Source organism: Pseudozobellia thermophila (genome assembly GCF_900141855.1).
Taxonomy (GTDB): Bacteria; Bacteroidota; Bacteroidia; order Flavobacteriales; family Flavobacteriaceae; genus Pseudozobellia; species Pseudozobellia thermophila.
Genome location: NZ_FQYU01000001.1, coordinates 486,536 through 501,810 on the forward strand (window position 1 = coordinate 486,536; position 15,275 = coordinate 501,810).

The 15,275-nt window shown below is 43.1% G+C and carries 13 protein-coding genes; 9 read left to right on the forward strand and 4 right to left on the reverse strand.

The features are described from left to right. Positions 1 to 26 precede the first annotated feature (26 nt). The 3 genes from BUB37_RS02075 (at position 27) to BUB37_RS02085 (ending at position 5,047) form a co-directional block, all read left to right on the forward strand. Entirely contained in the window at positions 27 to 2,789 is a 2,763-nt protein-coding gene (locus tag BUB37_RS02075; RefSeq protein WP_072987736.1) for an ATP-binding protein, read from the forward strand. A 260-nt stretch (positions 2,790 to 3,049) separates the two neighbouring features. Next, complete coding sequence (locus BUB37_RS02080; protein ID WP_072987739.1) at positions 3,050 to 4,024, forward strand: serine hydrolase domain-containing protein; 975 nt, start codon at positions 3,050 to 3,052, stop codon at positions 4,022 to 4,024. A gap of 294 nt (positions 4,025 to 4,318) precedes the next feature. Then, complete coding sequence (locus BUB37_RS02085; protein WP_072987742.1) at positions 4,319 to 5,047, forward strand: hypothetical protein; 729 nt, start codon at positions 4,319 to 4,321, stop codon at positions 5,045 to 5,047. A 95-nt stretch (positions 5,048 to 5,142) separates the two neighbouring features. On the opposite strand, the gene BUB37_RS02090 is transcribed toward BUB37_RS02085, so the two are convergent. After that, positions 5,143 to 6,351: a C40 family peptidase gene (locus tag BUB37_RS02090; protein ID WP_244526698.1), complete on the reverse strand. Its 1,209-nt coding sequence runs from the start codon at positions 6,349 to 6,351 to the stop codon at positions 5,143 to 5,145. A 40-nt stretch (positions 6,352 to 6,391) separates the two neighbouring features. On the opposite strand from BUB37_RS02090, the gene dcm reads away from it, so the two are divergent. The 3 genes from dcm to BUB37_RS02105 all read left to right on the forward strand — a co-directional run bounded on the left by dcm (position 6,392) and on the right by BUB37_RS02105 (position 8,870). Beyond that, positions 6,392 to 7,618 carry a DNA (cytosine-5-)-methyltransferase gene (gene dcm, locus BUB37_RS02095; RefSeq protein WP_072987749.1) on the forward strand — a complete coding sequence of 409 codons (1,227 nt, stop codon included), beginning with the start codon at positions 6,392 to 6,394 and terminating at the stop codon, positions 7,616 to 7,618. Positions 7,619 to 7,622: 4 nt separating this feature from the next. After that, complete coding sequence (locus BUB37_RS02100; protein WP_072987752.1) at positions 7,623 to 8,225, forward strand: hypothetical protein; 603 nt, start codon at positions 7,623 to 7,625, stop codon at positions 8,223 to 8,225. 270 nt (positions 8,226 to 8,495) lie between these two features. Next, positions 8,496 to 8,870 (forward strand): hypothetical protein, encoded by a 375-nt coding sequence (locus BUB37_RS02105; protein WP_072987755.1) that lies wholly within the window; start codon positions 8,496 to 8,498, stop codon positions 8,868 to 8,870. Positions 8,871 to 8,922: 52 nt separating this feature from the next. On the opposite strand, the gene BUB37_RS02110 is transcribed toward BUB37_RS02105, so the two are convergent. The 3 genes from BUB37_RS02110 to rpiB all read right to left on the reverse strand — a co-directional run bounded on the left by BUB37_RS02110 (position 8,923) and on the right by rpiB (position 10,827). Next, complete coding sequence (locus BUB37_RS02110) at positions 8,923 to 9,369, reverse strand: GNAT family N-acetyltransferase (protein WP_072987758.1); 447 nt, start codon at positions 9,367 to 9,369, stop codon at positions 8,923 to 8,925. Positions 9,370 to 9,371: 2 nt separating this feature from the next. Beyond that, positions 9,372 to 10,295 carry a cation diffusion facilitator family transporter gene (locus BUB37_RS02115; protein WP_072987761.1) on the reverse strand — a complete coding sequence of 308 codons (924 nt, stop codon included), beginning with the start codon at positions 10,293 to 10,295 and terminating at the stop codon, positions 9,372 to 9,374. 100 nt (positions 10,296 to 10,395) lie between these two features. Continuing rightward, entirely contained in the window at positions 10,396 to 10,827 is a 432-nt protein-coding gene (gene rpiB, locus BUB37_RS02120; RefSeq protein ID WP_072987764.1) for a ribose 5-phosphate isomerase B, read from the reverse strand. 663 nt (positions 10,828 to 11,490) lie between these two features. Here rpiB and rnr point away from each other — a divergent pair. The 3 genes from rnr (at position 11,491) to BUB37_RS02135 (ending at position 15,211) form a co-directional block, all read left to right on the forward strand. Continuing rightward, positions 11,491 to 13,683, forward strand: a complete 2,193-nt coding sequence (gene rnr, locus BUB37_RS02125; RefSeq protein ID WP_072987766.1) for a ribonuclease R — start codon at positions 11,491 to 11,493, stop codon at positions 13,681 to 13,683. 58 nt (positions 13,684 to 13,741) lie between these two features. After that, the gene (locus BUB37_RS02130) at positions 13,742 to 14,422 is read left to right on the forward strand and encodes a head GIN domain-containing protein (protein WP_072987768.1); all 681 of its coding nucleotides are present in this window, start codon (positions 13,742 to 13,744) and stop codon (positions 14,420 to 14,422) included. A 108-nt stretch (positions 14,423 to 14,530) separates the two neighbouring features. Next, entirely contained in the window at positions 14,531 to 15,211 is a 681-nt protein-coding gene (locus BUB37_RS02135) for a LysE family translocator (RefSeq protein ID WP_072987771.1), read from the forward strand. Positions 15,212 to 15,275 lie beyond the last annotated feature (64 nt).

Genomic DNA, 15,275 nt, shown 5'->3' on the forward strand with positions numbered 1-15,275 from the left:
CTGCGTTATGATGAATTATAAAGAACATGATGAATACTGAACAAATATTGAGAATTAAAAGCGCAATGATTATTTATTCTCTTGAAACTTCCTTAGGAAATTACATAATTAACGCAGATAGAGTCGAAAATATAACAGAAAAGAACATTGCGAACATCACGTCCAGAGAAATTGACAATGGTAAAAACATTGACAAAAACAATATAGCAATGTTAGTGGAGTCTAGCTATTTGGATGAAGTATTCAATTTAGCAATAGACACAACTACTGGTACTTCCTATGAGTCAAAAATGAAAGCTCTAAAAAGTTTATGTGCAAACCTCAATATTTTTGATATACGCAATGCCATAAGTCATCCAAACAGGCCTTTTCCAGATACTTTTTGGTTTAGAGCAGCAGCAATAGCTAGCGACCCACTAATTCTTCAATTAGATTTAGGTGATGTTAGACAAGCATTAAACTCCGCTCTAGACGAAAACTTATCTCCTCCTCCTGAAGATTGGTTAAACAACGTTCATTGGGCAATTCCTAACACGCTACCCACAACTTTTGATCATGAGATAACAGGTTTACTAGGAAGAGACAAAGAGTTTAAAGACCTAGAGACAACCCTATCAAAAGTTAGAAATAACTTGATTGCTGTTGTTGCGCCCGGAGGAGTCGGAAAAACGGCTTTGGTTTTACAATTTTTAAAAGATATTAGTCTAAGTCCCAAATGGAGCACCAAAATTCATTGCATAATATTTTGCACGTTAAAAAATGAGAGATTAACTCCAGACGGCATTGAGTTAATTGAAGCAATCAATGGCATTGATCAAATTAAAAACTCCATTCTTCATGATATTAAATCAATATATCCTGATAAAGAAATAGAGTGCTTTAAAGATGCTTGTGAAAAACTAGAAAATGAAAAAATTTTAATATGCATTGATAATCTCGAAAACTTGCTTATTCATACTCAAGAAGAATTTATAGAATTTAATGAATCCCTTCCTTTGCTATGGAGAGTTATTGTTACTAGTAGAATCTCAATCGATTCGGCAACTACTGTGCCTCTTCAAACATTAGGTAAAAGGCATGCAGTAAATCTCTGTAGAAATTACTTCAAAAGAAGGGGGGTGAGTGACTTTAAACAGGAAGACCTTGAATTGATTGCTCATAGAGCAAACAACAACCCCCTTGCAATTCGATTGACTGTTGATTTATATATCAGAGGAATAGACATATCAACATCCATTAATAAATCTCAAAAAGATATTGCGGCCTTTTCTTATACTAATTTGATTGAATCATTAAGTAACTGCTCTATTTCAATATTAGAAGCCATTTATGTAACTGGTGAAGTTGTAAAGACTCAATTAATTGACCTATTAGATTTGTCAAATGATGAAATTTCAGAATCAATCAATGAATTATCTAAAACCAGTTTAATTGTTAGAAGTACTAGTGAAACTGGAAATGATAAATTTAAATTAAGTGATTCTATTAAGGATTTACTATTAATTAATCCAAGGAATATTGAAGTAAGAAATAAAATCTCTCAAAGTATTAAAGAAAGAAAAACCAAGATTCAAGAACAGCTAAATCGAAATCAGATACTCGGGATTAATGAATTCGATGCTGAATACATTTCTGAATATATTTCTGACTCAATTAGAGCTCTTGTGGTTGACCTAAATAAAGTTCTCGGTAGACATTATTCAAAAAGAAACCATTCAGAACTTGTTGCTTTAAAAAGTAAATTTGGAGAATTAATCGCTTACAACTCTCAGAATCATGAATTACTTTTTCATTACTCAAGGATTTTGAGAGCTTTACAAGATGAAGCAAGTGAAGTTAAAGTTCTCGATGAAGCTCTTACCCATAAATTAGAGCCACGATATTTACTTGCTAAAGCTCTTAATTTATTTCACAATAAACATTATAACCTTTCAAACGAAATATTTGAAAAACTTCTTGAAAGTGGATATGGTAACCCCGAAAAGTCATCAAAAAAGTTTTCGGCTTCGTTGACAAAACTAAACTTCTTATGTCTACTAAATTTAGGAGAATATATATCAATAATAAACAAGACTGAAGATTGGGAAACTAATCCAAATTGGTCTGTCATGATGGGCACATATAGAGCTTCTGCTTTCAAGAGAAGTGTAGAGTTAATTAGAAACAATTATTCGGAAAAAGAAAGCGCTTTTGGTAAAGTAATTGAAATATTCAATGAAATTTTTAAAAGTGAAAATTACGTAGCATTAGCATGTAATGAGGCATTAAAATTTCTTAAAGAACTATCAAACATTAATTATGACAAATTGTTATATTCAGAAGAATTCTTATATAACTTTGTCCAGTTTGTTAAAGACCACTATTTTGAAATAATAAACACTTTACGTGGGCAATCAATCGACTCACAAGACAGCCAATCCTTTTTAAAGAAAGTATACTCTCTAGAATTTAAATCATATAAGAACCCTCTTCATGATGCAAGGTGGTATACACCAGAAAAAGTAGAACATTATGACCAAGAACACATAGAAGAGTTAGAAGCTGCTGGTTATACAATTACGAAAGTATATAACATTCCCGATAATAATTATGGTATGTCGAGCTTTATCTTTGCAAAAGACAAAGACGAAAACCAGTTTTTTCTTCATGTAGATAACTTCGAACATGGATGGAATCGCTGGGGATACATTAGAATCAATGATAAATTAGCTATTAAATACGACACTTTATCAACAGAGGGGGCTACAACTGTTTCAGAAATTAAAGAAATTGATAAATATGAAATGTAATTCATAGTAACCCTGGTAAACATTGCCCTGTAGCCTTACCTGAAAATAGTCTATTCCCTTCAGTACGAGCGTGGCGCCCTTAGCCCGAAAAGATCATAATTCCCCCTTCGAAGGGGGTGCCCGAAGGGCGGGGGATGTTGCCGACCTCGATAACCCAAGAAGAATATACAGGAAACATGTATCTCTTGGTTTAAAAAATACCATAGCACCAATAAGAAAGCTGCCTATATTTACGTGTTGTGAATATTTATGGGCGTATAATGAAACAACTTTCCGACCAGCTTATAGAACTGATCCGATCAGAATATGAGAACATTGCAGGTATCGTGGTTTATAAAAATGGAAGTATTGCTTGTGAAGAATATTTTCATGGCTATAATGAACACGATACCATTCATATTGCTTCCGTAACAAAGAGCATTGTATCCATCCTGCTGGGGATAGCCATTGACCAGGGGCATATTAAAAGTATAGAACAAAAGGTGCTGGATTTTTTCCCCGGTTATACAATCAAAAGAAGGGAAAAAACAATCCAAAAAGTGACCCTAAGGCATCTGATAACGATGACAGCTCCTTATAAGTTCAAATCAGAACCTTATACGAAGGTATACTCAAGCGAAGACTGGACTAAATCGGTATTGGACCTATTAGGAGGCAAAACCCTAACCGAAGAATTCAAATACACGACCATAGGTTTACAGGCCTTATCGGGAGTCCTTATCCATGCAACGGGCCAGCCCCTTCTTGATTTTGCTGCCGAAAATCTATTTTCCCCTTTGGGAATTAAGGCCCCTAAAAACATCAGGATCTATAACAAAGAAGAACATTTTGCTTTTCTAAAGGACAAATATGTCAACGGTTGGGTAATCGATCCAAAAGGAGCCAATACTTCGGGTTGGGGGCTGACTTTGACGACTCGCGACATCGCTAAAATCGGACAGTTATATCTGAACGGAGGAAGGTGGCAGAACCGTCAAATTGTGTCCTCGCGATGGGTTGCCCACAGTACTAAAAAACACAGCCAATGGAATGGCTTGTACTACGGCTACCTATGGTGGATAATCGATGGAAAGGAAAATAAACGCTATGCCGCCATCGGGGATGGGGGAAATATAATTTATGTGGACACCGAAGACGAGTGCGTTGTCGCCATTACCTCTCGATTCAAACCCCGTGCAAAAGACAGGATCGAGTTGATAGAAAAGAATATTCTGCCCCAAATAGGAAACAACTAACCGCCCGGGTATAGTCTTAGGCCTGAAAAGCGTCAGTTCTCCTTTGGAAATCGGGATTATTTTCCTGCGCTAGCACAAGCATCACGCCCGTGTATAAACAAGGCCATTAATCCCCCTTCGAAGGGGGTGCCCGAAGGGCGGGGGATGTTCGCCCTTGGTCGCCCAAGAAAAAAATATATCGAATATTTTTTCGTTCTGATAATCAAAACGATACATACCACAAACAAGACACTTATGTGTTGTGCGAAAGTCGAAAAACGAATATGAAGCCGTCGGCAAAAATTTAAAAAGAATATGAGAGTTCTTGGAACATATACCATCAAGATAAAAACATACAGTGCCAAGGATCTAGGAGTTGAAGGCGAATACGATGGTATAACCTTTAATCTCTACCAGAAGGTCTTTTTTCTATTTCTAATTCCTACCTGGCCCATTGACAGCTATTGGAAAATTAAAAAAAACAATACAAGTGAATCCTTCATCTCCGACCCCGAACTAAGAACCAAACTCAACCTGATTGAACTCAAAAGAAAACCCCCATTTTGGGCCTATATTGGCACAATCCTATTATCAACGCCAATTCTGTTATTGATTGGATTCCTGATAATGAACCTTGCCGGGGACTTTTTAAATGAGAGACAGAAAAAGAACAAGATTAAAGAAAACACGGCAATTGCTATTTCCAGGATAAATAATCCTGCTGTAAATGACCTGTATGAAATAAGGAAAATACGAATCGAAGAAAAGAAAAACAACTTGGGCAAGGTCGTTGGTCATGACCAAAAATGGGACGGGGATCATAATTATAAACTCATACGGTTCTCCAAAGACAGTTTGTTCTTGCGTAAAGAGAAAAAAATCTTTGGTAGTGAACTGGTCAATACCATTTCAGCCCCAAAATCGGAATTGGTCGAATTGGCCAAAAATTACATTCCATTTAAACTGTCAAAGGAAGATATGGACGGGGATTCCAAACCAAAGAATCTCTATAGAATTAGAAAGGTCGAAAGAAACGAAGAGTAACTTTTTCCGTATAAACCTGCTAGTGTAAAGTGTGGTGTCTCCTCTACCCAACCTTCCGATACCGCAAGCATCACGCAGTGCCTACATCCAACCCCCTAGTCCTTAAAAAGTGGGTTGTCGGCCAAACTGATCAGGCCTTCGTCCTTTTCCTTTAAGATGCGTTTTGAGCGCAGGTAACGCTTGTGGTTGAACGCGTCGTAGTTGTCCGCATCGGGGTCCATACTGCTGATCCGTACCCTATCCGACGCGTGGATAAATTCGTTGTTGCCGATCCACATGCCCACGTGTACGACCTTCTCGGCCGTGGAATCCGTTGCCTTTTTTCCAAAGAACAAAAGATCGCCCCGCTCCAAGCGGTCAAAATCCTGCACCGAATCAACGGGTTTTCCGGTATGCACCTGCTGCGAGGCATCCCTGGGGATGACCATTCCGTTCAAAAAGTAAACGGTCTTGGTAAACCCACTGCAGTCCATTCCCTTGGTAGAGGTCCCTCCCCACAGGTAGGGCACGCCCATCAGCTCCTTTGAGGTTGCGACCAGGTTTTCGGGGGAAGGGTCGAGGCCCTCCAACCATTCGTCATAGGGTTGGGCCTCGGCCATGGCCACCAATGCCTTTCGCCCATCGGGATAAGCCACCTGAAAATAATCGCCGGTAGTGCCCGTAAGCTCCAATATGTTTCCGGCCACCAGGTCGGAGACGACTTGATTTCGGCCTTCATCGGCAAAGGAATGGCCATAGGTTTGGGTAAAGATGATCTTTTTAGCACCCTGCCACCGGTCAAAGGTCGTTTTGTCCATGGGTTCGATTCCTCCGTCATCGACCCACGACAGGTATTTATCGGGGGTTTGGATATAGTACCAGCCTCCATCTTGCTTCAGCACCTTTACCGGGGTGCCCAGGGTCGCCTGGGTCGCCAGTTCGGCCGAATGTTTGGGATTGCTCCGTAAATTGGCCACGGAAAGGTTGACAACGGCCTGTGTAAGTCCGTCGAGCGCTTCGGAGGGCAGCACCTCTATTTCGTCGGTAAAGTCAAAACCCGATTCCGTCAGGGTTTCACGTAGCTTTACAAGGGCCCCTTCGTTATCGGTCTCCCCTTTGAGGATATATTTTTTGCTGTCGGTAAACACGCGAACATCGAATAGGGCGGTCCGTTTATCGGGTGCAAATTCCTGGCGTACCTCCTCTATTTTCTTGAGCAAGGCCTGCTCCTTTTTCGACAGGCCCTCGCAGCTTGCCATTACCAAGACAAGAAGGCCAACTAAACAGCCCAATAATTTTTCCCTAGTCATTTCAATTCGTATCATTGCGTTTCTTTCCCTTATCTAATTGTTTAATTTTAACTGCATGGGTAAACTCAAAGTTATAGAACTTTTCGCAGGTGTAGGCGGTTTCCGTTTAGGACTTGAAAAAAAAGGCAAATATCAGGTGGTATGGAGCAACCAGTGGGAGCCGAGTACCAAGACCCAACACGCCTCCATGGTCTACGAGGCCCGTTTCGGGGCAGAAAACCATTCCAATGAGGATATCGCCGAGGTGGCTACCGATCAAATTCCCGATGCCGACCTTTTGGTGGGCGGTTTTCCCTGCCAAGACTATTCGGTGGCGACCACTTTACAGAATTCGAAGGGCCTTATCGGAAAAAAAGGGGTACTGTGGTGGAGCATCCACCGCATATTGTCGGAAAAGAAAAACCCGCCCAAGTACCTCTTCCTCGAAAACGTCGACCGCCTGTTAAAATCGCCCTCGACCCAACGGGGACGCGATTTTGCCATAATGTTGAAAAGCTTGGACGAGCTGGGCTACGCCGTTGAATGGCGGGTAATCAACGCCGCCGATTACGGCATGCCCCAAAGACGAAGACGGATCTTCTTTTTGGGCTACCACCGATCGACCGCGGCCTACAAGGAACTTAAAAAAGCCGATAAGGGCGAATGGATCCAAGAAACAGGAACCATAGCCCAGGCCTTTCCCGTTGAACAAACGAACCATGGGCCCGTCCGTTTTTTGCTCGACGAAGATTTGGTGTCGATCTCGGAAGACTTCAACAAGGGCGAAAAGCTTTCGCCCTTTCTCAATACCGGGGTTTTTGTCGATGGAAAGGTATTCACAAAAAAAACAAGCCCCGCCCCCCAAGAGAACAAGACGGTATTAAGGGACGTTCTGGAAAACGGAGAGGTAGACGAAGCCTTTTACATTCCCGAGGAGGATTATCCAAAATGGGCCTACCTAAAGGGGGCGAAAAAGGAGGTACGCACTTCAAAGAACGGCTATACCTACAATTACAGCGAAGGAAGCATGGTCTTTCCCGATGACCTCGACAAGGCATCGAGAACGATCATAACGGGCGAAGGGGGCAAATCGCCCTCGCGATTCAAACACGTGGTAAAGACCCCTAAGGGCTTGCGCCGATTAACGCCCCTCGAGTTGGAACGGCTGAACATGTTTCCCGACAACCATACCCGGTTAGAGGGCATAAGCGACACCAAGCGCGCCTTTTTTATGGGTAACGCCCTGGTCGTGGGCATCATCGAAAAAATAAGCGACGCCTTGTACGAAAAGATCAATCATTGATGTCTTGAATGCACGAAGTAAGTTTGGCGAAGACCTCCAAAAGGAAAGGAAGCTACAGAGCCTCCTCGATACGTACTATGCCCAATACCTAAAACAGTATTCGTTCGAACGGGTCGTTGACCTCGACCGGCAGCTTGCGGGCATCGACCTGCTTTTTACCCATAAATCTAACGGCGAGGTGTTTTCCCTTGACGAAAAGGCCCAGCTCGATTATATAAACGACGACTTGCCTACCTTTGCCTTTGAGGTGAGTTACCTTAAAGACAACCGGCTAAAAAAGGGGTGGCTCTTCGACCAAAGCAAAAAAACCGATTTTTACGCCTTGGTAACGGCCATCTATGCCGATGAGCCAGATCGCTTCACCTCGTGCAAGGTTACTTTCGCCAACCGAAAAAAACTGCTCCGCTTTCTCTCCGATAGAAAACTCACTGCCGAACGTTTGGAAAACAGGGCCTTGCCCCACGGTAAGATTGCCATTGGGGAGCTCGATCAAGCCACGGAAGGATACCTGTATTTTTCGAGGGCGAACAAGGCTGAAAAACCCTTGAACTTGGTTCTCAGGCTTGACTTTTTGATCCATGAAGGCATTGCAAAACGCTTCGTTTAACATTTTAAAACCGACCTCCCGGTCGGTTGTCCGCACTTATTCCCTTCCCATCCGGCCCATCCGTGCACCTTAACAATCCTAGCCTTCGATTGGCCTTATCCGATTACGGGAAACCTCTGTGACCGGGCCTTCGCTTTCGACCAAGCGGTCGGTTTTACCATTTGCCCTAAACGGGTTTGGGTACCGAAAAGGGTGCAAAAATACACTTAAACTGTTGTTAATCAATTGGTTTAATTTGTGGTTCCGATAAAAAATCGTATCTTGTGAGGTATGATAAAAGTAGAAAAATCAGAAAATAAGGAATTTATTGAGAAGTCGATAAATCATTTGGAAGCCACCGGTTTTGAAAACATCAAGGCCGACATCGAGGGTTATGAAAAACCCAAATCCTATGTTCGCAAGGGCAGTGACATGAAAATTACCCCCGATATCGTAGCGGTCAAAAATGGCCGGAAGTATTATTTTGAAATCAGTCTAAAATCGGCCAAACCCAGGTTACTAAAATCGAAATGGTTGTTTTTGGATACCCTGAGCCGAATGAACTCCAACCGGTTTAGGATCATCACGACAAGGGGCCATTACAAGTTTACCGACAGCATGTTGGAAGACATCAACCTCAGCAACAAGGAACCTATCAAAATATAGGCTTCCACCAGTTTAAATGTAGTTTATCGACCCAAAGTCGGCCATGGCCGACCTATGCCTTGCGTACCATGGCTATGTGGGGTATCCCGTCTTCGAGGTAGCCCTCCCCTACTTGGTTGAACCCGAAGAAATGGTAAAACCTTTCGAGGTATAACTGTGCCGATACCTTAATGTCGCCTTTGTCGAAATAGTCGTTAATGCCGTCTATGGAAGCCTTGACAATGTTCTTGCCGTATCCGTACTTGCGCTCCGACTTTTTAACGGCCACCCTACCGATCGAGGCCTCCTTGAAATAATCCCCTGGCTTAAAAATGCGGGAATAAGCGACTATTTCCCCGTTTTTACGGCCAATGACGTGCAAGGCCTTAAAATCCTTACCATCGATATCCTGGTAAACACAATCTTGCTCTACAACGAATATTTCACTTCTCAGTTTTAAAATGTCGTGAAATTCCTTTAAACCCAATTCGTAAAAAGGTTTGATTTCTATGTTTATCATATCTAATCTTGAACTATTACGTGTTTGCTATCGCATTTGCCATATTCCGGCTGAATATTGACATGGTTGATTCCGTATTTGTGATACATTATGTCCTCGATCTGGTCTAAAATGGCCTCGAACTCCGACAAGCGGATATCGCTCTTGAAATCGATATGGGCCTCCAAGTGTACTTCGGCTTCGTTCAACTGCCATATATGTACGTGATGTACGTTCTTTATGGAATCTATATCGATTTGCGAAATGGTATCCACAATGTTCCTTACCTGTATGGTATTGGGCGTAAAGAGCATGAGTACGCGGGTAGCGTCCTTCAACAAATCGTAGCCCATATAGATCAGATAAAGGGCAATGGCGAAGGTAAGAAAGGCATCGATCCAGTATACCTGGTAAAACTTCATCAAGATACCCCCTATCAACACCGCAACGGAGGCCATCATATCGGTCAAAAGATGCAAATAGGCCGACTTCATGTTCATGTTACTGTCCGCATCCCTTTTTAACAGGAGGACACTGAACCCGTTGGCCGCGATACCTAAGAACGAAAGCCAGATGACCAGGTCCGAGGCTATGGGTTGGGGATTTAAAAAACGTTCGAAGGCTTCTTTGATCAAAATCAGGGCCACCACGATCAAAGAGGCCGCATTGACGAAGGCCGCTATAATTTCGGCCCTTTTATAACCGAAAGTCTTGTTGGTCGAAGCCTCCTTTTGTGAAAGCAGGGTGGCAATGTAACTTACGATAAGCGAAAGTACGTCGCTAAAGTTGTGCAGGGCATCGGACAAGAGGGAAAGACTGCCCGATATGAGGCCGCCGATAACCTGCGAAACGGTAATTACCAAATTCAATAAAATGGAGATTACCAGATTTCTTCCCCTTAGATCTGTATGGGTGTGCGTATGGGAATGATTGTGGTGTATGCCCATTTTACCGAATAAAAAGCCAACACATTATTACATCCGTACCGGGGCCTGGGGCCCTGGTCGCCTTTTCGATGGTTACCTGAACCAGTACCGTAGGGAAACCCTATGCGCAGGGTATCTTTTCTATTCTACGCTCGTGCCTTCCTCCTTCGAATTCGGTATTTAAAAAGGTCTTTACCATGTCAAGGGCCTGGGGCAGGGAAATAAAACGTGCCGGAAGGCTCAAGATGTTGGCATCGTTGTGCTCCCTTCCCAGCTGAACGATCTCCTTCGTCCAACACAGGGCACATCTTACTTTTTGATGTTTGTTGGCCGTCATCGAAGCCCCGTTGCCACTACCGCAGACAATAATACCGTAGTCGACCTTTCCGTTTTCAACATCCGATGCCACCGGATGCACGAAATCAGGATAATCGACACTATCGGTACCATCGGTACCATAATTTTTTACCTCTATGTCCATCGATTTCAATAAGCCCACTATGGCCAATTTGTAATCGGTCCCTGCGTGATCGTTACCTATAGCTATTTTCATTGGTGTTCTTGGTTTATCCGCCGCTTACAAAATTGATATGGGGGTATCCTTAATGTGGTGGCTTTTCTCGTTCCTATGGGTGCAAATGTACAAATAGAAGTGCTTCACTACAAAATAGTAGCCGTTCACAACAAGAGTTTTCATATATTTTATACCTGTTGTTAATTTGTAGGGTAGATAAGGTAGATTTATTGTTGATAACCTCGAAACAAAAAATAGATCTTAGATTTTGTTTTCTGAATAAAATAGCTCCTTATAAAACTTATCTTAATCCCGGCAAAATACTTGTTCCATTTTTATAGCCACATATCAAACGTAATTCAACATTAATTAACAATAAATTTACGTTGAGTTATTAAAAATTTTATGTTGATAGTTGTTATCCACTTGCCTTTATAAAATTGGTAACCCTTTGATACTTCGATACATCTTGAGTGTATAAATTGTCAATAACTTTCAAGTTCGGTTCGAAGCAAGTTTTACCCCAATTTTTTTTAACCGTTATTAACAAGCTATCATAAAGCCCAATTTTATTTTAAATTTTAAAAAGAAAAAGATGATATTAATATATGTGTTGATAACATCAAATTAACGTAGATAATCCATTTGGACATAGTCTATGGATTATAATTCGTAATTTTCCACTTTATAAGAAATTACTTAATGTCGAAAAAGAAGAAGAAAGCTAGAAACCACAAAAAGAACGAGATTACCAAAGGAATCTTTACCGTACTGGAAAAAGACCGAAATAAGACCTTTAATTACAAAGAGATAGCTGCCCGGCTGGGCTTGAGCAATACCGAAGACCGGAACTTACTGATCAAAAGGTTGGGCCAGTTAAAGGAAAGCAAACGTATCGAAGAGGCGGAAAGGGGCAAGTACAAGGCCATTGGCCCTAACAAAACCTACCATACGGGTACCGTCGACCTCACCGGTCGGGGCAATGCCTATATAGTTGTAGAGGGGCTGGACGACGATGTTTTCGTGCCCTACAACAAACTGAACAAGGCCTTTCACGGCGATACCGTAGAGCTCTATATCTTTCCTAGACGGAAGGGCAAAAAACTCGAGGGGGAGATTACCAAGGTACTGGAGCGAAAGAAGACCGAGTTTGTCGGTATATTGGACCAACAAAAGACCTTTTCCTTCGTCAGGCCCACCGATTTTAGGATGTATACCGATTTCTTCGTGTCGAAGGGCAAGGAGAAGAACGCCAAGGACGGCGATAAGGTAATCGTTAAGTTGGACGATTGGCCCGAAGGTGGCGATTCGCCCACGGGAACCGTTGTCCAGGTACTGGGCAAACCCGGGGAGCACAATACCGAAATACACGCTATTTTGGCCGAGTACGGATTGCCTTATGAATTTCCTGAGGAAGTACAGCGCTTTGCCGATACCTTGGATACCTCGATCAAAGAGGACGAAATCGCCAAGCGCCGCGATATGCGCGACGTGCTTACCTTTACCATAGACCCCAAGGATGCCAAGGATTTCGATGATGCCCTGTCTTTTGAGGTATTGGACAACGGAAATTATGAAATAGGCATCCATATTGCCGATGTTTCGCATTACCTACGACCTGATACCGTACTCGACGACGAGGCTTACGAACGGGCGACTTCGGTATACCTGGTCGATCGCGTGGTACCCATGCTTCCCGAGGTCTTGTCGAACAATGCCTGTTCGCTTAGACCCAATGAGGAAAAATATACCTTTTCGGCCGTTTTTGAAATGGACCCAAAGGCCAATATAAAGAACCAGTGGTTTGGAAGAACGGTCATCAATTCGAACGAACGTTTTGCCTATGAAGAGGCCCAACAGATCATCGAATCGGGCAAGGGGTATATCCCCGAAGGGATATCCATTCGCGGCGAGGCCTATACGGTCGGAGATGACATTGTCGAGGCCACCCTACAAATGGACCGCATGGCCAAGATCATGCGCGACAAGCGAATGCGCCAAGGGGCCATATCTTTCGATAAGGTAGAAGTGCGGTTTAACCTCAACGAAGAAGGGGAGCCTACCGGTGTATATTTTAAGGAATCGAAGGATGCCAATAAGCTTATCGAAGAGTTTATGCTGCTGGCCAATCGAAAGGTAGCGGAGTTCATCGGTAAGAAAAAACCGAAGAAAACATTTGTTTATCGGGTACACGACGACCCCGACCAAGACAAATTAATGGCCCTTAACGGCATTATTTCCCGCTTTGGGCACAAGATAGACTTTAAGGACAAAAAATCCATCAGCGCGTCTTTAAACCAGCTTTTGGAAGACGTTAAGGGTAAAAAGGAACAGAATTTGGTAGATACACTTACCATCCGTAGTATGAGCAAGGCGATCTATACGACCGAGAATATCGGGCACTACGGCCTGGCCTTTGATTACTATACCCACTTTACCTCGCCCATACGCCGATATCCCGACGTTATGGTGCACCGTTTGTTGCAACATTACCTGGATGGGGGCGATTCGGCCAATACCGAGGTCTATGAGAAAAAATGCAAGCACTCCTCCGATATGGAGTATCTGGCATCGAGTGCCGAGCGCGACTCGATAAAATATATGCAGATAAAGTTTATGCAAGACCACCAGGACAAAGAGTTTGTCGGTGTGATCAGCGGGGTCACCGAATGGGGCGTGTACGTAGAGATCATCGAGAACAAATGTGAGGGCATGGTACGCATCACCGATATAAAAGGCGATTATTATATCTTTGATGAAAAGGAGTATGCCATCGTGGGCGAGCGAACCAAAAAGACCTATCAGTTGGGCGACGAAGTGGTGGTCATGGTAAAAAACACCGACTTGGTCAAACGCCATCTCGACTTTTCCCTAATAGGAAAACACGGGGAATAGGTAATTTTTTTGGAATGGAATTTGTTTATACATTGACAAATCAACCTAAAGAAACATCATGAAACAGTTCGTGTTGCTTACCGTTGTTGTATTGGGCTCGGCCTTGGTACGTGGCCAGGATACCAAGATTACCCAAGACCTGACCAAGTTTACCGAGGTAAAGGCCTTTGACGGTATATCGGTAAAACTGATCAAGTCGAATGAGAACAAGGCGGTCATTACCGGCGAAAACATTCAAAAGGTGGCCATAGTCAACAACGATGGTGTTCTGAAGATAAGAATGCAAATCGATAAGATATTCAGTGGATACAGAACCTTCGTAGACCTGTATTACACCGAAAAGTTGGTGGTCATAGATGTCAACGAAGATGCCAAGATAACCTCCGACGATGTTATACGTCAAGACGTATTGGAGTTGAAGGCACAGGAAGGTGGCGAGCTGATCATCAATGCCGACGTGGAGCAGTTGTTGATCAAGACGGTTACGGGCGGGGTTATCGAGACTTCGGGCACATCCGATCTTCAGGACGTGGCCATCAATACCGGGGGCGTCTACCAAGGGAAGCAACTAAAGACCAAGTTTTCAACGGTCAACGTCAACGCAGGTTCACGGGCCGAGATTTACGCCTCCGATTACGTAAAGGCCACCGTAAAGGCCGGTGGGGAGGTTTTGGTATACGGGGATCCCGCAAAAATGGACGAAAAGACGGTTTTTGGCGGAACGGTGACCCGAATGTAGAAGATTTGTAAAGGGTTCCTTAACTTGTAAAGGGCTTGGGTAACCTGGCAATTGAATAAGGTAAAGGGGAATGCGGTCCCTTACCTAAAAATACTTCATTAAGTACGAATGATCGAAGATATACAGGCAGCGATACCTTTGGGCTTTTTATTGAGCTTCATGATCGGGCCTGTTTTTTTTGTGCTTTTGGAAACCAGTGCGATCAGGGGCTTTAGGGCGGCATTGGCCTTTGATATCGGGGTTATACTGGCCGATATGATTTTTTTGGGTATCGCCTACTTCAGTAGCTTCCAGCTCTTGGAAAACCTTAGCAACCAACCCGGACTCTATGTCTTTGGTGGCGTCATCCTATTGGTTTACGGCATCATTACCTTCTTTAAAAAACCCAAGAAACAGCTGCTTACCAAGATAAAGGCCAGTAAACGGAATTACCTGGGGCTTATGGTAAAGGGTTTCTTATTGAACTTTATCAACATAGGGGTACTTATATTTTGGCTGGGCGTTATAATCGTTGTGGGGCCGAGCTTGGACAACGATCCCAAGCGCTTGGTCACTTTCTTCTCCGGAATGCTGGGCGCTTATTTCGCAACGGATGTATTGAAGATCCTTTTGGCCAAGCAACTCAAGCGAAAATTGACCCACGAACGGATATATATGGTCAAGAGGGCCCTGGGCATAATTCTTATGATATGTGGGGTAGTGCTGATCGTAAAGGGGTTTCTGCCGAAGGATAAATTTAATATAGAGGAAGGCATAGAACGCATGGAACTGGGCCATTTCAAAAGATAGGAAGGCGGCCTTTACGTGAACAAAAAAAGAAACCTCCGGTACCAAGGGTGCTGGAGGTTTTTTT